Genomic DNA, 23,905 nt, shown 5'->3' on the forward strand with positions numbered 1-23,905 from the left:
GCGGGCTGTGCCAGTTGTTGCACAGTAACAGGAAAGACATGCCATGAAAAACTCCAAAGGATCGCTGATCCGCCCCGTCCCATTGCCCGACAGCATCAGCCGTCCGGTGGTCACTCCGCTAAGCCCCTCGGTGGTTTATGCCTCGGAAACGCCGGACGATCTGGACGCACAATATGAAGGCCGCACAAGCGGTTACACCTATGCGCGCGAAGGCCATCCCAATGCCGATGTGCTGGCGCGGCGGATTGACCTGCTGGAAGGCGGCACAGGCGGGATCGTGACATCTTCGGGCATGTCGGCTGTCACGGCGGTGATGCTGGGCCTGCTGAAAGCGGGCGATCATGTGCTGGGGGGAGACCAGCTTTATGGCCGGTCGCTGCGCCTGATGAAGCAGGATTTGCCACGTCTGGGGATTGCCACCAGCCTTGCCGACCCCACGGATGTGGCCGCGATGGAAGCGGCGCTGCGCCCCGAGACACGGATGATTCTGGTCGAGGTTGTGTCGAACCCGACGCTGCGTGTGGCCGATATCACCGGACTGGCCAAGCTGTGCAAGTCGCGCGGTATCTTGCTGGCTGTGGATAATACATTCACAACGCCCCGCGCCTACCGGCCCTTTGATGCGGGCGCCGATATCGTGATCCATTCGGTCACCAAACTGCTGGCGGGCCATTCCGACGTGACACTGGGCTATGCCTGCGCCGCCGATCCGGTGCTGCAAAAGGCGATTTATGATTTCGCCGTGACCACCGGCCTGACCGCCAGCCCCTTCGATTGCTGGCTGGCCGAGCGGGGGCTGGCCACGTTCAACCTGCGTTTCGACCGTGCCGAAGCAAATGCCGCGGCGCTGGCCGACCATCTGGCAGGTTTACAGGGGGTCAAACGCGTGCTTTATCCGATGCGTGCCGATCATCCCGACCGCAAGCGGGCGGGCGATCTGCTGGGCGCGCGCGGCTGCAACATGGTCAGCTTCGAGTTGGAGGGCGGGCGCGCAGCCGCCAATGCCTTTACCCGCGCGGCAGACGGTCTGGCCTTTGCGCCGACACTGGGCGATGTCGGCACCACCTTGTCCCATCCTGCCAGTTCCTCGCACCGCGCACTGCCTGCGGCAGAGCGCGAGGCACTTGGCATGAGCGAGGGGTTCTTTCGGGTCTCGGTCGGGCTGGAAGAGCCTGATGCGCTGATGGCGGTCTTTACCACCGCCATTGCCGCGGCCCACGACGCCGGTTGATCCGATGCCGGATACCGCGATCCGCACCCTTCTCGCGGCTGTGCCGCTGCCGGCGCTGTTTCTGGGCGAGGGGGACCGGATCGCGGGATTGAACGCGCGCGCCGAGGCATTGTTCGGACAGGCCGAGGCGCGCCCTTTCATCACGGCAATCCGGCAACCATCGGTTCTGGAAGCCGTTGCCGCCTGTCGCGCGAAACGCACCCCGCAAATTGCGCGCTATCTGACCAAGGAAGCCGCGCAGGACGTAATCTACCGCGCCCATTGCGCCTATGTCGAAGCCGGCCCCGCCACGGGCGTGCTGATGAGCTTCGAAGATGTGACCAATCAGGAGCAGATCGGCCAGATGCGCCGCGATTTCGTGGCCAATGTCAGCCATGAACTGCGTACGCCCCTGACTGCCCTGATGGGATTTATCGAAACATTGCAAGGCCCTGCGAAGGATGATCCAATCGCGCGAGAGCGGTTTCTGGCGATCATGGATACAGAGGCGCAGCGGATGAACCGCCTTGTGCGCGACCTGCTATCGCTAAGCCAGGTCGAGGAAATGGAGCGGATGCGCCCCGATACACAACTGGACCTGCGCGAGTTGCTGCTGTCCTGCCTGCGCAACCTTGCCCCCGTGGCCGCGCGGTCGGATACCACGCTACGCACGGAGATGGGCGAGAACCCCGTCAGGGTGGCAGGCGATCCCGACCAGTTGCGGCAGGTTTTCAACAACCTGATCGAGAATGCCATCAAATACGGGGGACGCCCTGGTATTGTGACCCTGCGCCTGACCGGACCCGAACGCGATCAGGCCCTGCGCGCCGATGCGGTCCGCGTCGATGTGCAGGATAACGGGCAGGGCATCGACGAGATCCACATTCCGCGCCTGACCGAGCGGTTCTACCGCGTCGACAGCCACCGCTCGCGCGAGATGGGGGGCACGGGGCTGGGTCTGGCGATTGTGAAGCATATCATCAGCCGCCATCGCGGGCGGTTGCGAATCGACAGCACGCCGGGGCAGGGCAGCACCTTTACGGTCAGCCTTCCGGTCAGCCTGTAAGACACGCCGCCAGATTCGCGAGGGCCACTGCCTGACACCGTAATTTCCGGCGCTGAACCCACTTTTTTCCGCAGTCCCACCGACTTTTTCCTGTGGTCCGGCAATCTGTCATAAAACCGTTACACGGGTGTCACAAAAGCATTGCGTCGGGTCTTTAGCAGGGCGCTTACGGCCCGCAGACTTGTCGGCCGGTGTAAACCGCAAACAGGAGACATCCTATGTCCTTTGCAAAACTGGCCGTATCGGCCATTGCCATGGCCGCCGTATCGGCCACCGCTGCCGCGGCCCGCGATAACGTCCAGGTGACAGGCTCGTCCACCGTGCTGCCCTATTCGACCATCGTTGCAGAAGCTTTCGGTGAGAATTTCGATTTCCCGACACCCGTCGTTGAAGGCGGCGGTTCGGGTGCTGGCCGCGCCAAGATGTGCGAAGGTGTCGGCACGAACACTGTTGATATCGCCAACTCTTCCTCGCGCATCACCCAGAAAGATCTGGACACCTGCGCCGCCAATGGCGTGACCGAGGTGATGGAAGTTCGCTTCGGCTATGACGGGATCGTCTTTGCCTCGGATGTGAACGGCCCCGAATTCGCCTTCACCCCCGCCGACATCTACAATGCGGTTGCTGGTCAGGTTGCGGTTGACGGCGCGATTGTTCCGAACACCTACACCCAGTGGGCCGATTTCAACCCAGACATGCCCGCGCAGGATATTCTGGTTCTGTCGCCCGGCACCAAGCACGGCACCCGTGAAGTCTTTGACGAGCGTGTGATCATCGCAGGCTGCAAGGCAACCGGGGCCTATGACCTGTTCCTGGCCACGGCAGAAGGCGATGACGATCGCGCGAAGTCCCGTGCTGCCAATGGCGCCTGCACGACGCTGCGGACCGATGGCCGCAACGTGGATATCGACGGTGATTACACCGAGACCCTGCAGCGTCTTGAGAACGACAAGAACGCGATCGGAGTCTTCGGTCTGTCCTTCTACCAGAACAACACCGACAAGCTGCGTGTCGGCACGATGGGCGGTATCGAGCCTTCGACCGAGACAATCGCAACCGGCGAATACCCCGTATCGCGTCCGCTGTTCTTCTATGTGAAGGTCGCGCATCTGGACGTGATCCCCGGCCTGCAGGAATATGTCGATTTCTTCGTGTCCGACGATATGGCTGGGCCCAATGGCCCGCTGGCCCAATATGGTCTGGTAGCTGACCCCGAGCTGGCCGCGACACAGGAAATGGTCGCCAACCGCACCCCGATGGGTCCGTTGAACTGATCTGAACACCCGAGAGGCCCCCGGACAACATGCCGGGGGCTGATCACTTGGAAATACACCGCAGGAACTGCCATGTCTTTACTTCTGCTTCTGGTTGCAATCGGTGTTTTCGCCATCGCGGGTTTTGTTCTGGGGCGCAGACGCGCGCTTGCTTCGGTGCAGGGGAATACTCGCGCTTTGCATTCGTTGCCGAACTATTATGCCTGGCACGGGGCTATCATGGCGGCGTTGCCGGCTTTGACAGTTCTGGTGATATGGCTGATCGCACAGCCCTTGGTGATCGAACGGCAACTGGCGGGTTTTTTCCCCGCAGCTGAATTTGAAAATGACAGCCAGCGCATCCTGCTGATGGCCGATGTGCGCCGCGTCGCGGAAGGGCTGGATACTGCTGTGGCCGCAGGCACACTGAGCAGTGACGAGGCGATTGACATCCGGACCGGCGGTGATGCGTCCATCCGCGAAATTCTGGGCAGCGTCGGTGTTGCCTTGGGTGCAGGCGTAACACCGCAGGTCCTTGAGGCGGCGCAAGCCTACCGCGCCTTTGCCAGCAAGGGTGGCGCGCTGCGGAACGTCCTGATCCTGTTGGTCTCGGTCGCGGGGCTGGCCTATGCGCTGCGGATCACCACAGGCGACTTCCGCGCCCGCAACCGCGTTGAGGTGGTGATGTTGGGCGTGCTGATGCTGGCCTCGACCATCGCCATCCTGACGACGATCGGGATCGTCCTGTCGATGCTGTCCGAGACCATCCGCTTCTCAAGCATGTATCCCTTCTGGGATTTTGTCTTCGGCCTGACATGGCAGCCCAACTTTCAGGGTAACAGCCAGCTTGGTCTGCTGCCGCTACTATGGGGCACGATCTATATCAGTTTTGTCGCCATGATCGTGGCCGTGCCGACGGGTCTGTTCACAGCCATCTATCTGGCCGAATACGCAAGCCCGCGCGTGCGCTCTGTCGTCAAACCGCTGATCGAGATTATTGCAGGCATTCCGACCGTTGTTTTCGGTCTTTTCGCACTGGTCACGGTGGGGCCGTTCATCCGCGACTGGATCGCGCAACCCACAGGTCTGGGCACATCGGGATCGTCGGTGATGACCGCCGGTCTGGTAATTGGGGTGCTGAACATTCCCTTCATCTCGTCGCTGGCCGATGACATCATCAACGCTGTGCCACAATCCTTGCGGGACGGATCCTACGGGCTGGGTGCCACCAAATCTGAAACCGTGCGGCAGGTCATCCTGCCGGCGGCCTTGCCCGGTGTGGTGGGTGCGATCCTGCTGGCAGCCAGCCGCGCCATTGGCGAGACCATGATCGTTGTGATGGGGGCAGGGGCCGCTGCACGGCTGGACCTGAACCCGTTTCAGGCCATGACAACCATCACGGTGAAAATCGTCAGCCAGTTGACCGGCGATACCGAGTTCAACTCGCCCGAAACCCTGGTGGCCTTCGCCCTTGGCATGAGCCTTTTCGTGATCACGCTTTGCTTGAACATCTTTGCCCTTTGGATCGTGCGGAAATACCGGGAGCAGTACGAATGACCGATCTTACCTCAGCCTCTATCCCCGCCGCACATCCCGCGCCCCGCAAGTCTTCGCTGCTGACCCAGTCGGCCCTAGTCAAAAAGCGCAATGCCGCCGAAGCACGGTTCAAATACTACGGTATCGCCGCGATTACGATCAGCCTTTCAGTGCTCGCGATCATGCTCTGGACGATCTTCAGCGATGGTCTGTCGGCATTCAAACAGGCGACATTTACCTTTCCCGTTACGCTGGACGCCGAGCGGCTGGACCCCAAAGGCAACCGTGACCGCGCCGAGATGATGAAAGTCACGACAATCGGCTATACCAGTCTGCTGAACGAGCAACTTGTCGGCTATCTGGACGCACGCGGAATTTCGACCGAAGGCGTGGATGACCGCGAGATCGGCGCGTTTATCTCACGCGATACGCCCGCACGGCTTCGCAATCTGGTGCTCGACAACCCCGGTATTCTCGGCCAGACGATCGAGTTCAACGGCTACGCCACGGGCCGGATTGACGGCTATCTCAAAGGTCGCGTTACGCGGGACTCAGCCGAACTGGATACGAATATCTCGGTTGCGCAACTTGATCTGGCCGACCGGATGGTTGACGAGGGGATGCTGTCAGCCAGCTTCAACTGGGGCTTTCTGACCAATCCCGACGCTTCGGACCAACGCCCCGAGGCCTCGGGCCTTGGGGTTGCGCTGATCGGTTCGGCCTATATGATGCTACTGGTGGCGATCATGGTCTTGCCGCTGGGCGTCGCCGCCTCGATCTATCTTGAGGAATTCGCCCCCAAGAACCGGTGGACCGATCTGATCGAGGTGAATATCTCGAATCTCGCCGCTGTCCCGTCGATCGTCTACGGTATCCTTGGCCTCGCAATCTTCATCAACTTTGCCAAAGTGCCCCAATCCAGCCCGATGGTGGGGGCGCTGGTGCTGACGCTTATGACTTTACCCACAATCATTATCGCCACGCGCGCGGCCATCCGTGCGGTGCCGCCATCCATCCGCGATGCCGCCTTGGGTGTCGGTGCGTCGAAAATGCAGACCGTGTTCCACCATGTCCTGCCTTTGGCCGCACCCGGTATCCTGACCGGCACGATCCTGGGTCTGGCCTCGGCCTTGGGTGAAACCGCGCCGCTGCTCTTGATCGGCATGGTTGCCTTTGTGGCCAACTATCCCGCAGGACCGCTGGACGGTGGCATGCTTGATCCCGCCACGGCCCTGCCGGTGCAGGTCTATTCATGGGCCTCACGCTCCGATCCGGCCTTTATCGAACGCTCGGCAGGTGCGATCATCGTGCTGCTGGCGTTCCTTGTCGTCATGAATATCGTCGCGATCCTCCTTCGCCGACGGTTCGAGCGGCGCTGGTAACTTATGGACAGGAAACGAAAAATGTATGACGCGCCTATTTCGGAGACAAGAGTGACCCAAAATGAAATGAAAATCACCGCGCGCGGCGTTCAGGTCTTCTATGGCGAGAAGCAGGCCCTGATCAATGTGGACGTGGACATTCTGGACCATACCGTGACCGCCTTCATCGGTCCGTCCGGCTGCGGCAAATCCACCTTTTTGCGCTGCCTGAACCGCATGAATGACACCGTCGCCAGCGCCCGCGTCGAGGGCGAGATCCTGCTGGATGGCGAGAACATCTATGACAAGCGCGTTGATCCTGTCCAGTTGCGCGCCAAGGTGGGGATGGTGTTCCAGAAGCCGAACCCCTTTCCCAAGTCGATCTATGACAACGTGGCCTATGGCCCCAAGATCCACGGACTGACCCGCAACAAGGCCGAACTGGACCAGATCGTCGAAGAAAGCCTGCGGAAAGCCGCGCTGTGGAACGAAGTCAAGGATCGCCTGCACGAGGCAGGCACCGGCCTGTCGGGTGGCCAGCAACAACGCCTGTGCATCGCGCGCGCCGTGGCCACAGCGCCCGAAGTGCTGCTGATGGACGAGCCCTGTTCCGCGCTGGACCCGATTGCCACCGCTCAGGTCGAGGAACTGATCGACGAATTGCGCGCCAGCTTTTCCGTGGTCATTGTGACTCACTCGATGCAGCAAGCCGCCCGCGTCAGCCAGAAGACGGCCTTCTTCCATCTTGGCAGCCTCGTCGAATATGGAGATACCAACCATATCTTCACCAATCCTACGGACCCGCGCACCGAAAGCTACATCACCGGCCGGATCGGTTGATCCTGCGACCGCGTGCCCTGCACAGGGCGGCGCATCGTTCAACAGAACAGGAAGACAGACCCCATGTCCGACAATAGCAAGCAACATATCGCCTCGGCCTTCGACCGGGATCTTGAAGGCATTCAAGGGCAGATCATCAAAATGGGTGGTCTGGTCGAGGCCGCCATACTTGATGCAGCCCAATCACTGGCCGAACGGGACGAGGAACTTGCCGAAAAGGTCCGCGCCGGCGACCGCGCCATTGATGAGTTGGAGGAGCTGATCAACGAAACAGCAGCCCGCGTCATCGCCTTGCGCGCGCCCACCGCTGTGGACCTGCGGGTAGTGCTGTCGGTCATGAAGATCAGCGCCAATCTGGAACGGATCGGTGACTATGCCAAGAACATGGCCAAGCGCACATCCGTTCTGGTGCAGATGAGCCCGATCAATGGCAGCCATGCCGCCCTGCGCCGCATGGCCCGCGAGGTGCAACTAATGCTCAAGGATGCGCTGGATGCCTATATCCACCGCGATCCCGAACTGGCGATGGACGTGATCCAGCGCGACCGCGATGTGGACCAGATGTATAACGCGTTGTTCCGTGAATTCCTGACCTTCATGATGGAAGATCCGCGCAATATCACCGCCTGCATGCACCTGCATTTCATCGCCAAGAATACCGAGCGGATGGGCGATCACGTTACATCCATCGCCGAACAGGTCGTGTATCTGGTCACGGGCGAAATGCCCGAAGACCAGCGCCCCAAGGGTGACAATGTCTCGTTCACACTCCCCGATGTGAAAGGTTAGGACAATGGCAGCCGATCAACCTACGGTCCTGATCGTCGAGGATGAACCTGCCCAACGCGAAGTGCTCGCCTATAACCTGGAAGCAGAAGGCTTCCGCGTCAGCCGCGCCGCCAATGGCGAGGAAGCCCTGCTGCTGGTCGCCGAGGACGCCCCCGACCTGATCGTGCTGGACTGGATGCTGCCCAATGTCTCGGGCATAGAGGTCTGCCGCCAGCTCAAGATGCGCGCCGATACGCGTCAGGTGCCGGTCATCATGCTCTCGGCCCGCTCGGAAGAGGTGGACCGTGTGCGCGGGCTGGAAACTGGGGCGGATGACTATGTCATCAAACCCTATTCCGTGGTCGAGTTGATGGCGCGGGTGCGCGCGCAACTGCGCCGGACGCGCCCCTCGACCGTGGGCGGGCGTCTGGAGTATGACGATATCGTTCTGGACAGCGAAACCCACCGCGTGACCCGCAATGACAAACCGCTGAAACTGGGCCCGACCGAGTTTCGACTGCTATCTACTTTCATGGAGAAACCGGGCCGGGTCTGGAGCCGCGAACAACTGCTCGACCGTGTCTGGGGCCGCGACATCTATGTCGATACCCGCACCGTGGACGTCCATATCGGGCGCCTACGCAAAGCCCTGACCCTGCATGGCGGGGACGATCCGCTCCGCACTGTGCGCGGCGCGGGATACGCCTTGGGCTGATCCGCAGCCTTATCACGCGGGCAGGGGGGCTGTCTGCCCCCCACGTTCTGCGATGCAGAACGCCCCCCCGAGGATATTTTCAGCAAGAAGAAACCGGCCGGATCAGCGTGGCAGCGTGTCTTCCTCGCCTGTCTGGGTCGCCAGCCAGTCGCGGAACAGGCCAAGCGCGCTGTCCTGCGCCTTGGACTTGGGCCAAACCAGATAGTAGTTGCCCCGCGTCCGTGTCGGCCCGCCAAAGGCCATTACCAGACGACCGGCCGCCAGATCCTGCTCGGCCAGATAATCGGGCAGCAAGGCCACGCCCAACCCGTGCAGGGCGGCTTGCGTGATCGTCGAGAACTGGTCGTAAAGCGTGCCTTGCGGCGGCTCTTGCGTGACACCATGCGCGGCGAACCAGTCCGCCCAAGCCCGCGGGCGCGTTTCGATATGCAAAAGCGGCAGCGCCAATACATCGCCCGCACGTCGCAGCGGACGCCGCATCGCCAGCTCCGGTGTGCAGACCGCAACCACAGTTTCCGTTCTAAGAAGCATATGGTCGGTTGCGGGCCAATCCGCATCGCCGTAATGGATCGCCGCATCAAAGGGTTGCGTGGCAAAGTTGAAAGGCGCCAGACGCGTGGCCATGTTGATCGTGACCTCGGGATGCAGGCGCGCGAAGTCAGCCAGACGCGGCACCAGCCAGCGCATTCCAAAGGTCGGCAAGATCGCCAGATCCAATGTGCCACCACGCGGTTGCACGCGCAGACGCAGCGAGGCCTGCGCGATCTGGTGAAGCGCCTCGCGCACCTCGGTCACATAGGCGCGGGCAGGGGGTGTCAGTTCCATCCGTCGCCCGTCGCGGATGATCAGCGGCACCGCCATCTGCGTCTCGAGCGTCTGCAATTGACGGCTGACAGCACTTTGCGTCAGCGACAACTCTTCTGCCACCGCCGTGGCACTGCCCAGACGGTCAAGCGCCTCGAGCGCGCGCAGCGAGGCAATAGAGGGCAGGAAACGGCGCGGTGCGATCATCTATGCGTTTTACTCATGCCAAGATGCAAAACTATCGTTTCATCATGCAAGGATTATGCTGTACCCTTTCCCGAAATACCACAACTGCGCGCAAAAAACTCATGATCTGTGATAGATCATTCCGCGCAACACCCAACAGAAAAGAGGTCCCCATGAACGAGATGAGCCGCCAAGCCCCGAAATTGCGCGCCAAGGATGCCCCCGATCTGGGACAGTTCGACTGGGCCGACGCCTTCCGTCTGGACGAGCAACTGACCGAGGAAGAGCGCATGATGCGCGACTCGGCCCATGCCTATGCACAGGAAAAGTTGCAGCCCCGCGTGCTGAAAGCATTTGCCGACGAGCATACAGACCCCGAGATTTTCCGCGAGATGGGCGAAATGGGCCTGCTGGGTGTCACCACACCCGAGGAATATGGCGGGTTGGGGGCCGGCTATGTCTCCTATGGTCTGGTCGCACGCGAGGTTGAGCGGATCGATTCGGGCTACCGGTCGATGATGTCGGTGCAATCCAGCCTTGTGATGTATCCGATCTATGCGTACGGCTCGGAAGAGCAGCGCCAGAAATATCTGCCGAAACTGGCCAGTGGTGAATGGATCGGCTGTTTTGGCCTGACCGAACCCGATGCCGGTTCCGATCCCGCAGGCATGAAGACCCGCGCGGTCAAGACCGATGGCGGCTATGTCATCACCGGTTCCAAGATGTGGATTTCCAACGCGCCGATCGCGGATGTTTTCGTGGTCTGGGCCAAGTCGGACGCGCATGGCGGCAAGATCCGTGGCTTCGTTCTGGAAAAGGGCATGAAGGGCCTGAGCGCGCCCAAGATCGGCAACAAGATGTCACTGCGCGCCTCGATCACTGGCGAGATCGTGATGGACAATGTCGAAGTAGGCGAGGAGGCGTTACTGCCGCATGTCGAAGGGTTGAAAGGTCCGTTCGGCTGTCTGAACCGTGCCCGTTACGGCATCAGCTGGGGCGTTCTGGGGGCCGCCGAATTCTGCTGGCATGCAGCGCGCCAATACGGGTTGGACCGCCACCAGTTCAAGCGCCCGTTGGCGCAAACGCAGCTTTTCCAAAAAAAGCTGGCCGATATGCAGACCGAGATCGCATTGGGCCTTCAAGCTAGCCTGCAAGTGGGCCGCCTGATGGATCAGGCCAAGGCCGCGCCCGAGATGATCAGCATCGTCAAGCGCAACAACTGCGGCAAAGCCCTTGATATTGCACGCATGTCCCGCGACATGCACGGCGGCAACGGGATTTCGCTGGAATTCGGAGTGATCCGCCATATGGTAAACCTTGAAACGGTAAACACCTATGAAGGCGCACATGATGTCCATGCGCTGATCCTTGGCCGCGCTCAAACAGGGTTGCAGGCGTTTTTCTGATCCAGGCATCCGGCAAGGCTGAAAACTTCAACGGTGCGTTTGCCAAATGGCAGGCGCACCGTTATCATTTGGGCAATGGTTTTTTCCGGCAGAGGCGTCATGAAGGCAGATCTGAACCTGTGGCGAGACAGTGCGAAAGAGAACTTCCAAGCCGATGTTTTTGCGGAAGAAACATCGGCTGATCTTTGCATCCTCGGCGGCGGTTTCACCGGCTGCGCCGCAGCCCTGACAGCGGCACGGGACGGTGCGTCGGTACTGTTGCTGGAGGCCGAAACCATCGGTCATGGCGGATCGGGGCGCAATGTCGGGCTGGTCAATGCAGGGCTTTGGTTGCCGCCGCAAGCTGTCTGCGACGCGTTGGGCCAGGGGCAGGGCTCAAGGCTGAACACAGCCCTTGCAGCCGCACCCGGCCAGGTTTTTGACCTGATCGAGGACTACGATATCGCCTGTGAGCCGGTTCAGTCAGGCACACTGCATTGCGCGCATTCCCTAAAGGGTTTCAACGACTTGTGCAGCAGGTATGAACAACAACGGGCGCTTGGCGCGCCAGTGACATTGCTGGATGCGGGACAGGCGCAGGACAGGACAGGAACAGCACGGGTATATGGTGCCTTGCACGATGCGCGCGCAGGCACGATCCAGCCCTTGGCCTACGCGCGCGGCCTTGCGCGCGCCGCAGCACAGCATGGCGCACGCATCTTTGAGCATAGCCCCGTGACCTCGGCTACGAGACAGGGCCGCTCATGGCTCATAAACACGCCACAAGGAACTGTTATTGCGCGCAAAATACTCGTGGCTACCAATGCTTACCACCAGCCGTTCAAAGGTACGGATGTGCCCCCGACAACGCCGGTGCACTACTTCCAGCTTGCCACCGCGCCGCTGGGTCACAATATCGGTGCACAGGTTCTGCCGGGCGGCGAGGGCTGTTGGGACACTGGAACAGTGATGACGTCATTCCGCAAGGACCAGGCCGGACGTCTGATCATCGGCGCGATGGGAAATCCGGACGGGTTGGGCCTGCATGAAGCATGGGCAAAGCGTATGCTGGCAAGGCTGTTTCCGCAGGTTGGCGATACTCCATTCGAGCATTTCTGGTCGGGGCAGATCTCGATGACCTCTGATCATATTCCCAAGGTGATGCGTCTGGGCGGCGACGGTTTTGCCGTGTTCGGCTATTCCGGACGCGGCATCGGTCCGGGCACGGTGATTGGCACAGCCGCCGCGCGAACCTTGCTATCGGGGGACGAAGCGCTGTTACCGCTTGATGCGGTCGACGGCTATTCGGAAGGCTTCACAACGGCCAAAGGGCAGTTCTACGAGCTTGCAGCACGTCTGACACATGCCAGCGGGGCACGGCTGGGGTAATATCGAACCGAATGCATTAGTCGCATAATCAGTATTATGTTAATATTAGATAGACCCAAAACCGCAGGCCAAGCATATATAGCCTTGCAAAAACAATACCCTAGACACGTCTTTCGATGTTGCTTCCCATCTGTTGCATGATGTCTTTGATCTGCGCCTGCATCTACAGTCCCTCTCGACAGTGCGGGCTGTGCATGGCTATCTATACGCGAAGAAAAGAGAATGCGAACAACATGTCCAAGCTGCTGATCCTGAACGGCCCCAACCTCAACCTGCTGGGCACACGCCAGCCCGAGGTCTATGGCCGTGTGACGCTGGACGATATCAATGCGCTCTGCGCAAAGGAAGCATCACGGCTGGGCCTGAGCGTTGACTGCCTGCAATCCAACCATGAAGGCGCGCTGATTGATGCGGTGCATGCCGCACGCGGGCAACATGCGGGGATCGTGCTGAATGCCGGTGCCTATACCCATACTTCCGTCGCGCTTATGGATGCGATTGCCTCGGCCGCAGTGCCATTGGTCGAGGTGCATCTGTCCAACATTCATGCGCGCGAGGCGTTTCGCCACAAGTCCTATATCGCGCCGGTGGCCCTTGGACAGATCTGCGGGTTCGGCGCGACAGGATATATTCTAGCGATACAGGCGCTGGCCGCACATCTGGCTGCCCAATCCGGGAAAGCCTCCACATGACCATCAACCGGTATCTGGAATCGCTGACAAACGCCCAGACGCTGGAAGAGCTGTGGGATATGCATTGTCGCAAAATGGCCGGTTACGGCTTTGACCGTCTTCTTTACGGCTTCACACGCTATCGCAACGGCACATCGCTGGGAGATCCCGATGATTTCGTGATCCTGACAAACCATCCCACCACCTATGCGGAAACATTCATCTCGGAAGGGTTCTATTTCCACGGACCGATGGTGCGTTGGGCGCTGGACAATGAAGGCGCCTGTAGTTGGCGTGTCGTGGCCGATATGATCCAGACCGGCAACATGACGCCCAGCGAGGCGCGTGTGATCCAGTTCAACTTGGCGCACAAGGTCAATGCCGGCTACACGATCGGGTTCAAATCGGTCTCGCCCCGCGCCAAGGGCGGCATCGCGCTGACCGCGCGTGCCGAGCTGAGTCAGGATCAGGTCGACGCGCTGTGGGACCGGCACGGACAGGATATTCTGGTGATGAACAATGTCGCCCATCTGAAAATCCTCACCCTGCCCTATACTGCCCCCGGTCGCAGCCTGACCCGCCGCCAGCGCGAAGCGCTGGGCTGGGTCGGCGATGGCAAGACAACACAGGACATCGCCCTGCTGATGGGGCTGACACCCGCCACGGTCGAGAAACACCTGCGACTGGCACGCGAGGCGCTGAATGTCGAAACAACAGCGCAGGCGGTGCTCAAGGCGGCGCTGCAGAATCAAATGTTCGTTTTGGACGCTTGACGCGCGCGCCCTGCCCTGCGCCGGCTCCATCCCCCAAAAAGCCAAGTCTGACGTTGCGTATTTTCAGGACTATCCGCGGCTGTGGTATGGAATACCCTACCTCTTCGGCCTTTTTTTCAAGGGTTTCCGGCCAAAGGTAGGGAAATCCAGACTACCTTAACCTTAGGTTAACCTGCATCCTGATCATGTTCCGTGAGTGGTGGCTTTGGCCAGGGAACACCGGGAAAGACCTTTGTGATACCGAAGCTCTCTAGCCCGTCCGGGTAACCGGAACCGTCGGCCTGCTTGTGTATTGATCCACTTGCAGGTCGGCAACTTGGACCGCCTCATCCATCCCGATACAGGCGGCCAAAAGAAAGACGGTGCCAACCCTGGGGGTGGCACCGTCGCTTTCTTTTCGGGCAATAGCCTTATGCAGAGGCCCCGACAGGATCGGGGCCTAGCAGATGGGTCAGCCGCGACCGACCTTGGCCACTTCTGCGGCAAAGTCTTCTTTCTCGACCACGATGCCTTCGCCCACTTCCAGACGCAGGAAGCCTGTGATCTCGACGCCGGCCTCTTTGGCAGCAGCCTCGACCGTCAGGTCGGGGTTCACAACGAATGCCTGACCCAGCAAGGTAACTTCGGCCATGAATTTCTGCATCCGTCCCACGATCATCTTTTCGATCACGGCTTCAGGCTTGCCCGACTCGCGCGCGATTTCCATCTGGACGTTCTTTTCCTTCTCGACCACGGCGGGGTCCAGATCGGCCTGGCTCAGCGAGGCGGGGTTTGCCGCCGCGATATGCATGGCAACCTGACGCCCGAACGCGTCGTTTCCACCCTTCATGGCGACCAGAACGCCGATCTTTCCCATGCCGTCAGCAGCTGCGTTATGGACATAGGACACAACGGTCTCGCCTTCGATCACGGACATGCGGCGTACCGACATGTTCTCGCCGATGGTGGCGATCTTTTCGGTCAGAACTTCCTCGACGGTCTTGCCGTTGACGTGGGCCGATTTCAGCTCTTCTACCGAGTTCACGCCCATGGCGGCCGTGGCAAAGCTGGCCACCATTGCCTGGAAATCGGCGTTCTTGCCAACAAAATCTGTCTCGGAGTTCACCTCGACAGCAACGCCGCGACCATCTTTGACCTGAACGGCCACAAGACCTTCGGCGGCGGTACGGTCAGATTTCTTGGCGGCTTTCGCCAGACCTTTGGTGCGCAGCCAGTCAATGGCGGCTTCCATGTCACCATCGGTTTCGGTCAGTGCTTTTTTTGCGTCCATCATGCCTGCGCCCGTACGGTCGCGCAGATCTTTTACCAGTGCAGCTGTGATCGCCATCGCTCGGCTCTCCTCGGATGAATGAAATGGATGTGCGGGCGGTCATGCCGCCCGCATGTATCAGTGTCGTGACAGGATCAGGCCTGACCGGTTGCCTCGGCCAGCAGTTCCTCGACTGGTGCGTCTTCCAGAGCGCCCAGATCCACGCCTGCGGCACCCATCTGTGCGGTCATGCCGTCCAGAGCAGCGCGGCTTACCAGATCGCAGTACAGCGCGATGGCGCGGGCCGCGTCGTCATTGCCGGGGATGATATAGTCGATACCATCGGGCGAGCAGTTGGTGTCGACAACGGCGACAACCGGAATACCCAGCTTGTTCGCTTCGGCAATTGCCAACTGCTCTTTCTTGACGTCAATGACAAAGATCAGGTCCGGCACGCCACCCATTTCGCGGATACCGCCAAGGCTGGCCTGCAGTTTGGCCTGCTCGCGCTCCATGCCCAAACGCTCTTTCTTGGTCAGGCCGTCGGCGCCGCCTGCCAGTTGCTCGTCGATGGATTTCAGACGGTTGATCGACTGCGACACGGTCTGCCAGTTGGTCAGCGTCCCACCCAACCAGCGGTGGTTCATGTAGAACTGCGCGCATTTCTCGGCGGCTTCGGCCACGGGCTGTGCCGCCTGACGCTTGGTGCCGACAAACAGGATGCGGCCGTTTTTAGCAACAGTGTCACGGATGACCTTCAGCGCCTGATCCAGCATCGGAACAGTCTGCGTGAGGTCCATGATGTGGATGCCGTTGCGCGCGCCGTAGATGAACGGACCCATGCGGGGATTCCAGCGCTGCGTCTGGTGGCCGAAGTGAACGCCAGCTTCAAGCAATTGGCGCAGAGTGAACTCGGGAAGAGCCATAAATCGTTTCCTTTTCCGGTTTTCGCCTCGGCGGGGGTGTAAGAACGGATGCTCCAACCGGCGGACTTATGGGGATGTCTCCCCCGATAGGCCCACCCCGCCTGCGGGATTTCAGTGGCGCGCGTATAGACGGGATGCGTGCGGGGCGCAAGAGGCATGCTTTTGCAGCGGTCATACCTGCCCCGCGCGGGGTTGCCGCGCGCGGGGTTCTGGGTGTTTGGGGCCAGATGACAGGCCAAGCGATGCGCGCTTGTGTCAAGGTGCGCTTTTGGGCAGGAAGAGGCATGAGCAACAATCACGACATATTATGTATCGGATCGGTTCTGTGGGACGTGATCGGGCGCGCGCCAAGCCATATGCGGCAGGGTGCGGATGTGCCGGGGCGGATCACCCGTCTGCCCGGCGGTGTGGCGATGAATATTGCGATGGCGCTGGCGCGCTTCGGTCTGCGCCCCGCCTTGTTAAGTGCGGTGGGCCGTGACGCCGAGGGAAACGAGTTGATGCAGGCCTGTGCGGGATTGGGCGTTGGGACGACACATCTCTATCGCTCGGATGACCTGCCGACCGATCGCTATATGGCAATCGAGGGCGCGAACGGGTTGATCGCCGCGATTGCGGATGCCCATTCGCTGGAAGCGGCAGGCGCCAAGATCCTGCGCCCGCTGACGGAAGGTCCCTTGGGGGATAGCACGCAGCCCTATACGGGATGTATCGCGCTTGACGGCAACCTGACCCGCGCGCTTTTGGATGACATCGCCACCCATCCGGCCTTTGCCCGCGCCGATCTGCGCGTGGCCCCTGCCAGCCCCGGCAAGGCCGAGCGGTTGGTGCCGTTCCTGTCGAACGGCCGCGCCGTGCTATATGTGAATCTCGAGGAAGCGGCGATCCTGTGCCAGCAGGGTTTCGACGATGCCGCCAGCGCCGCCGCCGCACTGGTTGCGCGCGGGGCGGCGCGTGCGCTGGTCACCGATGGCGGGCAGCCTGCCGCGGATGCAACCGCAACAGGCGTCATCACCCTGCCCTGCCGTCAGGTGCTGGTGACCCGTGTCACCGGCGCGGGCGACACATTCATGGCCGCCCATATTGCGGCGGAACTGGGAGGTGCGGCAAGAGAGGCAGCACTTGCCCGCGCTGTCGAAGCTGCCGCAACCTATGTCTCAGGAGAGATCCCGTCATGAACCTTTACGCCCACTCGCCCGAGGTTGCCGCAGCACTGGATGCCGGTCGCGCCGTGGTGGCGCTGGAAAGCACGATCATCACACATGGCATGCCATGGCCCCGCAACCTGCAAACCGCGCAAGCTGTGGAGCAGGCGGTGCGCGATGCGGGTGCCACCCCCGCCACGATTGCCGTGCTGGATGGCCAGTTGCATATCGGACTGACAGGGGCGGAACTGGAACGGCTGGCACAGGCCAAGGGTGTTGCAAAACTCAGCCGTGCCGATCTGGCGGTCTGTCTGGCGCAGGGCGGCAACGGGGCCACGACAGTGGCGGCCACGATGATCGCTGCCGAACTGGCGGGGATCCAGGTTTTTGCCACCGGCGGGATCGGCGGAGTGCATAAGGGCGCCGAGGAGACATTCGACATTTCCGCCGATCTGCAGGAACTGGGGGCCACCCGCGTCACGGTGATTGCTGCCGGCGCCAAAGCCATTCTTGATCTGCCCAAAACGCTGGAAGTGCTGGAAACGCTGGGCGTCCCTGTGATCGCCTATGGTCAGGACGATCTGCCCGCGTTTTGGTCCGCGACATCCGGCATCAAGGCGCCGCTGCGGATGGACACCCCCCAGCAGATCGCCGCCGCGCACCGGATGCGGGCGCGCCTCGGTCTGCCGGGCGGTCAATTGGTCGCCAACCCGATTCCGAAAGATGCCGAGATTTCGCAAGCCCAGCTTGCACCCGTGATCGCGCAGGCCACTGTCGATGCGACCGAACTGGGGATCAAAGGCAAGGCGGTCACACCGTTTTTGCTGCAACGCATCTTCGATCTGACCGGCGGCGCGTCACTGGAGGCCAATATCGCACTGGTGCTAAATAATGCCCGCCTTGGCGCCGCCGTTTCCGTGGCGCTGACAGCACAAAATGCCGCATCCGACGCGCCATCTCCAAAAGCCTGACCCCTGGCCCATTGTGACCGGCACGGCGGCCACTTAAATGTAACCGGACTGTCCCTGCGGGAACCGCTGCCATGACAACGCCCTTTGATCCCGAACCGCCTGCCCCGCGCCGTGCAGGGCCTTTTTCGGGCCTACGCTCGAGCTTTCTGACCGGCCTTGTCGTGATTGCCCCTATTGGCCTGACGATCTGGTTCATCTGGTCGCTGGCGGGTTTCGTGGATGGCGTGGTGCTGCCTCTGGTGCCGGACCAGTTCAAGCCGGACCAGTTCATCGGCGTCAACCTGCGCGGGCTGGGCGTGATCATCTTTCTGATCTTCACGGTGATCGTGGGCTGGATTGCGAAAGGCCTGATCGGCCGTTCGCTGATCCGCTTCGGGGAATCGCTGGTCCAGCGCATGCCGGTGGTCCGCTCGATCTATTCCGGAGTGAAGCAGATCGCGGAAACCGTCTTTGCCCAATCCGAGCGCAGCTTCGAGAAAGCCTGCCTTGTGGAATATCCGCGCAAGGGGATCTGGGCCATCGGTTTCATCTCGACCGAGGCCAAGGGCGAGATCGCTGCACGCCCGGCAACCGCCGGAGCGCTGATGAGCGTGTTTCTTCCCACAACCCCCAATCCGACATCGGGCTTTCTGCTCTATGTGCCGCAAGAGGATGTGATCCTGCTGGATATGAGCGTCGAGGATGCCGCAAAGCTTGTGATATCCGCGGGCCTTGTCTATCCCAATGCCAAGGACCCCGGCCAGCCTGTCAAGGCGGCCTGATCTCCGGTCAACACCGTCTCAGGCCAGCATCTGCGCCAGATCAACCGTGCCGCGCTGGTTCAGATCCTCCTTATGTGCGGCCAGAAACGCATCGGCACTCGCACGGCCCGACGCCTTGAGCCGCGCCAGCAAGACGGGGTTGGGCATGATCTTGGTGGCCACAGACAGATCGTTCATCAGCGGATCGTCCGAAATCATATGCACAAGCACATCCTTCATCGTGCCGGGCGTCAGCGCGCCTTGCGCCAGCAGACGTTTGACAAAGGCAATGGCGCGTAACTCGCGCAACAGCGAGGCATTGAAGCTGATCTCGTTGATCCGGTTCTGGATCTGGTTCGGGCTGCGTGGCAGGTCGTCACGGATGATCGGATTGATGTTCACAATCATGATATCGGCAGGCAATTCCGGTTCGAACAGCGGGAAAAGGGCGGGATTGCCGCTATAGCCCCCATCCCAATAGGCCTCGATCGTGCCGGTCGCAGGGTCTTCGATCTCGACCGCCTGAAACAATGTTGGCAGGCAGGCCGAAGCCAGCAATGCGCCGGTGCTGATGTCATGGCCGGTGAAGACACGGATCTTGCCCGTCCGCACATTGGTGGCGCCCACGAAGAGGCGCGGGCCATCGCTGGCACAGACCGAATCGTAGTCGAACGCCTCGGCAATCGAGGTCAGCGGGTTGGTGTAGAACGGCCCGAAAGCATACGGCGAGGTCAGGCGCGACACGGCATCGGCCACGCCATAGGCGACCGAGCTTTCAAGTGCTGCACTGACGGCTGCCGTAGCCGGTGACAGCCCGGTCATCCAGCGGGTGGCGGGCGTGTCCTGCAAGGCGCCCATTTTGGACCAGAGCCAGTCAAGATTGGCCCGCGCCCCGTCGCGCCCGCCCTTCAGCCAGCCCGATTTGTAGGCAGCACCGTTCAGCGCGCCTGCCGAGGTGCCGGAAATCGCGGCGATCTCGATATCTTCGTCGTCCAGTAGGCGGTCAAGCACGCCCCATGTGAAGGCACCGTGGGCACCGCCGCCCTGCAAGGCAATATTGATCTGTTTGACACTCATGTAACTCAGCCTTTCTGGCGGTCAGTCAGGCCGGAAGGGGGCCAAGCCCCCCATCGCCTGCGGCGATTCCCCCCGGGATATTTCCGGCAAGAAGATACGGGAAAGTGCGCGCCCTACATCGCGGTCCAGCCGCCATCCACGCTGATCGTGGTGCCGGTGATCTGGGCCGCCGCATCCGAGCACAAAAACACGGTCGTGCTGCCAAGCTGTTCGACGGTGGCGAATTCTCGGGAAGGCTGGCGTTCCAGCATGACCTTCTCGATCACTTCCTCGCGGCCCATGTCGTATTTCTTCATCGTGTCGGGAATCTGCGCCTCAACCAGCGGTGTCAGCACATAGCCGGGGCAGATCGCGTTGCAGGTGATCCCCTGCCCTGCAGTTTCAAGCGCGGTGGTCTTGGACAGGCCGACAACACCATGCTTGGCCGCGACATAGGCCGACTTATAGGGGCTGGCCGTCAAACCGTGGGCCGAGGCGATATTGACCACACGGCCCCAACCCTTGTTACGCATCAGCGGCAAAGCGGCCGCGGTTGTGTGGAAGGCCGAGGTCAGGTTGATCGCGATGATCGCATCCCATTTTTCGGTCGGAAATTCGTCGATCGGGCTGACATGCTGGATGCCGGCATTGTTCACAAGGATATCGCAGGCGCCCGCCTGCTCGATCAGCGCACGGCATTCAGCGGCCTTGGACATGTCGGCCTTGATGTAACGCGCGCTGACGCCGAATTCTTCGCCGATCTCGCGGGCCAGAGCATGATCCTCGTCCTTGTCGGTGAAGGAGTTCAGCACAACATCAGCCCCCGCGCGAGCCAGTTCGCGGGCGATTCCCAGACCGATTCCCGAGGTTGATCCGGTGATGATGGCGGTTTTTCCGTTCAGCGACATATGCGCCCCCTTGTGCTGTGGTGTGATATAGTGATCAGAGATGACTTTGCAGCTGCAGCATAGCACAGCCTTTCCCATAATGACGAGGCGCGGCCTGGCAGGTGGTTCGCACGTCCCCGTGACAAGGCAGCCGGAAGTGCAGAGCAAAAAAAAACGCCAGCACGAAGCTGGCGTTAAGTTATTGAGGCAGGTTTCATACAGGCAAGAAACCTATCGAGCAGTAAGATCGTTATAAGCAATCTGGCGCTCGCTTCCAAGCTAAAAGTTTGAAAAGACGGGAATCCGCCGTTAGGCTGAGCCTCAATAAAACATGGCCAGAGCAGGATTGGTGCCAGAATGGAATGCGATTATTTCCGCCGTTATCGCCGGACAGCGACCGCTTGCGCGCTTGTATTCCTGGCTTTGGGGGCACCTGTCGGAGCCGATTCCGCAACCCGTCATGGCATAGCTATGTATGGCGAACCGGTGCTTCCACCTGATTTTGTGTCCCTGCCCTATGCAAACCCCGATGCACCCTCTGGCGGGCGGCTGGTCGAGGGGGCGACAGGCGGGTTTGATTCGCTCAATCCATTTATCCTGAAAGGGACGGCACCGTGGCAGTTGCGTTTTCTGGCCTACGAATCCCTCATGGCGCGAAACTGGGATGAGCCCTTCAGCCTTTACGCGCTTTTGGCCGAATCGGTCGTCGTGGCCGAGGACAGATCATGGGTCGAATTCACCCTGCGCTCCGAAGCCCGATTCTCGGATGGCAGCCCCGTGACGGTCGAGGATGTGATCTGGTCCTACGAGACTTTGGGCAGCCAGGGACATCCCCGCTATCTGGGATTTGCCGCCCAGACCGAAAGCATCACCCGAACCGGCCCGCGCAGCCTGCGGATCAGTTTCAATACACCCGATCGCGAACTGGCCCTGATTGCGGGGTTGCGCCCGATCCTGCAAAAATCCCAATGGGAGGGGCGCGATTTCACCGCCTCGACGATCAACGACATTCCCATAGGTTCGGCCCCCTATACCGTGTCGGGGTTTGAGCAGGGCCGCTATGTGACGCTGACCCGCAACCCTGACTACTGGGGCCGTGACCTGCCGATCAGACGAGGCACCAACAATCTGGACGAGATCAGGATCGAGTATTTCGGCGACCAATCCGTGATGTTCGAGGCGTTCAAGGCAGGCGAGGTTACCGTCTGGCGCGAGACCAATGCCGAAGATTGGCAAACGCGATTCGGTTTCGATGCGGTCCGGCGCGGCGATGTGATCCTGTCGGAAATCACCCATGCGCGTCCCACCGGCATGACCGGTTTCGTGATGAACAGCGCCCGCCCCCACCTGTCGGACTGGCGCGTGCGCGAGGCGCTCCTGCTGGCCTTCAATTTCACATATATCAACGGCACGATTACCGGCGGGCGTCAGCCGCGCATCACCTCCTATTTCTCGAACTCGGAACTGGGATTGCGCGAAGGCCCCGCCGAAGGCCGTGTGCGCGACCTTCTGGAGCCTTTCGCGGACAGCCTGCCCCCCGGCGCGCTGGAAGGATATACCCTGCCCGAAGGTGACGCGTCCGAGCGCAACCGCGCCGATCTGCGCCGTGCCGCGGGGTTGTTGCAGGATGCGGGCTGGCAGGTGCAGGACGGGCGACTGGTCGATCGCACAGGCACGCCTTTCACGCTGGATGTGCTCTTGCGGCAGGGTGATCGCAGCAATCTGGCGGTGATCGAGATTTATCGGTCCGCATTGGAGCGGCTGGGGATCACCACGCGCATCCGCGCCGTGGACAATGCCCAGTACGCGCAGGCCGAAGCCGCGCAGGATTTCGACATGATGCCCTTCCGCCGCGATCTGTCGCTCAGCCCCGGTAACGAACAGCGCCTGTACTGGGGGTCGGAGGGCGCAGGCACGCCGGGCACGCGCAACGTGATGAGCATGCAGATGCAAGCCGCCGATGCGATGATCGAACACCTGCTGAACACTGACAGCCGCGACGAGTTCATCGCCGCCACCCGCGCGCTGGATCGTGTGCTGATGGCGGGGCGCTATGTTATTCCGGTCTGGACAACCAATGTTGATCGTATTGCCCATGCGAAACAGTTGAAATTTCCGGAAAATACGCCGATTTATGGCGACCGGATCGGATGGATGCCCGATGTGTGGTGGTTTGAGGAGCAGGCAGAATGAACAAGCTGACGGTAATCATGCTGGGACTAGGCTGTCTGGCCGTGCTGGCAGGCTGTGCCACGGTAGAAGGTGTAGGGCAGGATATTTCCGGCGGGGCGCGTACCGTGCGTAGCTGGTTCTGAGGGTTTTCAGACCAGGGACGTCACCCACAGGATCGTCGCATCCTCGGGGCTGACCGACACGACATTATGGCCCATCGCGCCATCGTAATAGGCGCTGTCGCCGCGCCGCATTTCGACGGGTTCGTAAAACTCGGTATAAAGCCTGATAACACCGGTCAGCACATAGAGAAATTCCTCGCCGTCGTGGCGCACCCAGCCGTCGAACTCTTCCATCCGGCGGGCACGGATACGGGCGCGGTAGGGCAGCATCTGCTTGCGTGACAGCCCTTCAGCCAGCAATTCATGTTCATAGGTGGTGGTGGCGTGCCGCGCCCCCTCGCCCGCGCGGGTTACTACCCAGCGCCCCGTGGCCTGACCGGCAGCAGGCGGCGTGAAAAGTTGCGGCACCGAGATCGCAAGACCCGTCGCCAGCTTCTTGAGCGCGTCATAGGTAGGCGACATCTGCCCGTTCTCGATCTTGGACAGGGTTGACCGCGCCAGCCCCGCCTGCCGTGCCGCCTGTTCCAGCGTCAGGCCGAGATCCTTGCGCAAGCCCCTGACGCGCTGACCAAGGTCCAATGGTTCTGCGACTGCCGCGCCTCCATCGGCGCGGGCTATGCGGATCAGGGATCTGGGGTCGCGGTCGCTCATACCGGATGGATATAGAACGGCGTTCTGCG

Annotated in this window: 23 protein-coding genes; 17 read left to right on the top strand and 6 right to left on the bottom strand. The window is 61.0% G+C overall.

The genetic code is table 11. The features are described from left to right. The first annotated feature begins 43 nt into the window (after positions 1-43). The 8 genes from K7H22_RS12835 to phoB all read left to right on the top strand — a co-directional run bounded on the left by K7H22_RS12835 (position 44) and on the right by phoB (position 8,749). Complete coding sequence (locus K7H22_RS12835; RefSeq protein ID WP_230801261.1) at positions 44-1,231, top strand: trans-sulfuration enzyme family protein; 1,188 nt, start codon at positions 44-46, stop codon at positions 1,229-1,231. A gap of 4 nt (positions 1,232-1,235) precedes the next feature. Then, on the top strand, positions 1,236-2,276 hold the full coding sequence (locus tag K7H22_RS12840; protein WP_230801262.1) for an ATP-binding protein: 1,041 nt from the start codon (positions 1,236-1,238) through the stop codon (positions 2,274-2,276). Positions 2,277-2,494: 218 nt separating this feature from the next. Next, on the top strand, positions 2,495-3,550 hold the full coding sequence (locus K7H22_RS12845; protein WP_230801263.1) for a substrate-binding domain-containing protein: 1,056 nt from the start codon (positions 2,495-2,497) through the stop codon (positions 3,548-3,550). A gap of 72 nt (positions 3,551-3,622) precedes the next feature. Further along, positions 3,623-5,086: a phosphate ABC transporter permease subunit PstC gene (pstC, locus tag K7H22_RS12850; protein WP_230801264.1), complete on the top strand. Its 1,464-nt coding sequence runs from the start codon at positions 3,623-3,625 to the stop codon at positions 5,084-5,086. Further along, positions 5,083-6,447, top strand: coding sequence for a phosphate ABC transporter permease PstA (gene pstA, locus K7H22_RS12855; protein WP_230801265.1), 1,365 nt, complete (start codon positions 5,083-5,085; stop codon positions 6,445-6,447). The genes pstC and pstA overlap by 4 nt, the downstream gene beginning before the upstream one ends. A 21-nt stretch (positions 6,448-6,468) precedes the next feature. Beyond that, complete coding sequence (gene pstB, locus K7H22_RS12860) at positions 6,469-7,266, top strand: phosphate ABC transporter ATP-binding protein PstB (RefSeq protein WP_230801266.1); 798 nt, start codon at positions 6,469-6,471, stop codon at positions 7,264-7,266. 63 nt (positions 7,267-7,329) lie between these two features. Continuing rightward, positions 7,330-8,055 (top strand): phosphate signaling complex protein PhoU, encoded by a 726-nt coding sequence (gene phoU / locus K7H22_RS12865; RefSeq protein ID WP_230801267.1) that lies wholly within the window; start codon positions 7,330-7,332, stop codon positions 8,053-8,055. Positions 8,056-8,059: 4 nt separating this feature from the next. Next, positions 8,060-8,749, top strand: a complete 690-nt coding sequence (gene phoB, locus K7H22_RS12870) for a phosphate regulon transcriptional regulator PhoB (protein WP_230801268.1) — start codon at positions 8,060-8,062, stop codon at positions 8,747-8,749. Between the two features lie 102 nt (positions 8,750-8,851). On the opposite strand, the gene K7H22_RS12875 is transcribed toward phoB, so the two are convergent. Further along, positions 8,852-9,760, bottom strand: a complete 909-nt coding sequence (locus K7H22_RS12875) for a LysR family transcriptional regulator (RefSeq protein WP_230801269.1) — start codon at positions 9,758-9,760, stop codon at positions 8,852-8,854. Between the two features lie 161 nt (positions 9,761-9,921). Between K7H22_RS12875 and K7H22_RS12880 the strand changes: the two genes are divergently transcribed. The 4 genes from K7H22_RS12880 (at position 9,922) to K7H22_RS12895 (ending at position 13,957) form a co-directional block, all read left to right on the top strand. After that, entirely contained in the window at positions 9,922-11,145 is a 1,224-nt protein-coding gene (locus K7H22_RS12880; protein ID WP_230801415.1) for an acyl-CoA dehydrogenase, read from the top strand. 99 nt (positions 11,146-11,244) lie between these two features. Next, on the top strand, positions 11,245-12,513 hold the full coding sequence (locus K7H22_RS12885; protein WP_230801270.1) for an NAD(P)/FAD-dependent oxidoreductase: 1,269 nt from the start codon (positions 11,245-11,247) through the stop codon (positions 12,511-12,513). 233 nt (positions 12,514-12,746) lie between these two features. After that, positions 12,747-13,205: a type II 3-dehydroquinate dehydratase gene (gene aroQ, locus K7H22_RS12890; protein WP_230801271.1), complete on the top strand. Its 459-nt coding sequence runs from the start codon at positions 12,747-12,749 to the stop codon at positions 13,203-13,205. Further along, positions 13,202-13,957 (top strand): LuxR family transcriptional regulator, encoded by a 756-nt coding sequence (locus K7H22_RS12895; RefSeq protein ID WP_230801272.1) that lies wholly within the window; start codon positions 13,202-13,204, stop codon positions 13,955-13,957. The genes aroQ and K7H22_RS12895 overlap by 4 nt, the downstream gene beginning before the upstream one ends. A gap of 451 nt (positions 13,958-14,408) precedes the next feature. Here the strand turns inward: K7H22_RS12895 and tsf are convergent, their stop codons facing one another. Together tsf and rpsB are read right to left on the bottom strand one after the other, a co-directional pair. Further along, positions 14,409-15,284 (bottom strand): translation elongation factor Ts, encoded by an 876-nt coding sequence (gene tsf / locus K7H22_RS12900; RefSeq protein WP_230801273.1) that lies wholly within the window; start codon positions 15,282-15,284, stop codon positions 14,409-14,411. 77 nt (positions 15,285-15,361) lie between these two features. Further along, a complete protein-coding gene (gene rpsB / locus K7H22_RS12905; RefSeq protein WP_230801274.1) occupies positions 15,362-16,132 on the bottom strand; it encodes a 30S ribosomal protein S2 in 771 nt (256 codons plus the stop codon). A 284-nt stretch (positions 16,133-16,416) separates the two neighbouring features. Between rpsB and K7H22_RS12910 the strand changes: the two genes are divergently transcribed. From K7H22_RS12910 to K7H22_RS12920, 3 genes are all read left to right on the top strand, one after another. Further along, complete coding sequence (locus K7H22_RS12910) at positions 16,417-17,310, top strand: PfkB family carbohydrate kinase (RefSeq protein WP_230801275.1); 894 nt, start codon at positions 16,417-16,419, stop codon at positions 17,308-17,310. Next, entirely contained in the window at positions 17,307-18,248 is a 942-nt protein-coding gene (locus tag K7H22_RS12915) for a pseudouridine-5'-phosphate glycosidase (RefSeq protein ID WP_230801276.1), read from the top strand. The genes K7H22_RS12910 and K7H22_RS12915 overlap by 4 nt, the downstream gene beginning before the upstream one ends. A 71-nt stretch (positions 18,249-18,319) precedes the next feature. Further along, entirely contained in the window at positions 18,320-19,009 is a 690-nt protein-coding gene (locus K7H22_RS12920; RefSeq protein ID WP_230801277.1) for a DUF502 domain-containing protein, read from the top strand. Positions 19,010-19,027: 18 nt separating this feature from the next. Here the strand turns inward: K7H22_RS12920 and K7H22_RS12925 are convergent, their stop codons facing one another. Beyond that, the gene (locus K7H22_RS12925) at positions 19,028-20,065 is read right to left on the bottom strand and encodes a patatin-like phospholipase family protein (RefSeq protein WP_230801278.1); all 1,038 of its coding nucleotides are present in this window, start codon (positions 20,063-20,065) and stop codon (positions 19,028-19,030) included. A 113-nt stretch (positions 20,066-20,178) separates the two neighbouring features. Beyond that, the gene (locus K7H22_RS12930) at positions 20,179-20,952 is read right to left on the bottom strand and encodes a 3-hydroxybutyrate dehydrogenase (protein WP_230801279.1); all 774 of its coding nucleotides are present in this window, start codon (positions 20,950-20,952) and stop codon (positions 20,179-20,181) included. Between the two features lie 336 nt (positions 20,953-21,288). Here K7H22_RS12930 and K7H22_RS12935 point away from each other — a divergent pair, with 336 nt between their 5' ends. After that, the gene (locus tag K7H22_RS12935) at positions 21,289-23,124 is read left to right on the top strand and encodes an extracellular solute-binding protein (RefSeq protein WP_230801280.1); all 1,836 of its coding nucleotides are present in this window, start codon (positions 21,289-21,291) and stop codon (positions 23,122-23,124) included. After that, on the top strand, positions 23,121-23,246 hold the full coding sequence (locus K7H22_RS12940; RefSeq protein ID WP_230801281.1) for an entericidin EcnA/B family protein: 126 nt from the start codon (positions 23,121-23,123) through the stop codon (positions 23,244-23,246). The genes K7H22_RS12935 and K7H22_RS12940 overlap by 4 nt, the downstream gene beginning before the upstream one ends. 6 nt (positions 23,247-23,252) lie before the next feature. Here the strand turns inward: K7H22_RS12940 and K7H22_RS12945 are convergent, their stop codons facing one another. After that, entirely contained in the window at positions 23,253-23,876 is a 624-nt protein-coding gene (locus K7H22_RS12945) for a helix-turn-helix domain-containing protein (protein ID WP_230801282.1), read from the bottom strand. Between the last annotated feature and the right edge of the window lie 29 nt (positions 23,877-23,905).

Origin of the sequence: Seohaeicola saemankumensis, from assembly GCF_021021435.1 — a bacterium.
GTDB lineage: Bacteria > Pseudomonadota > Alphaproteobacteria > Rhodobacterales > Rhodobacteraceae > Seohaeicola.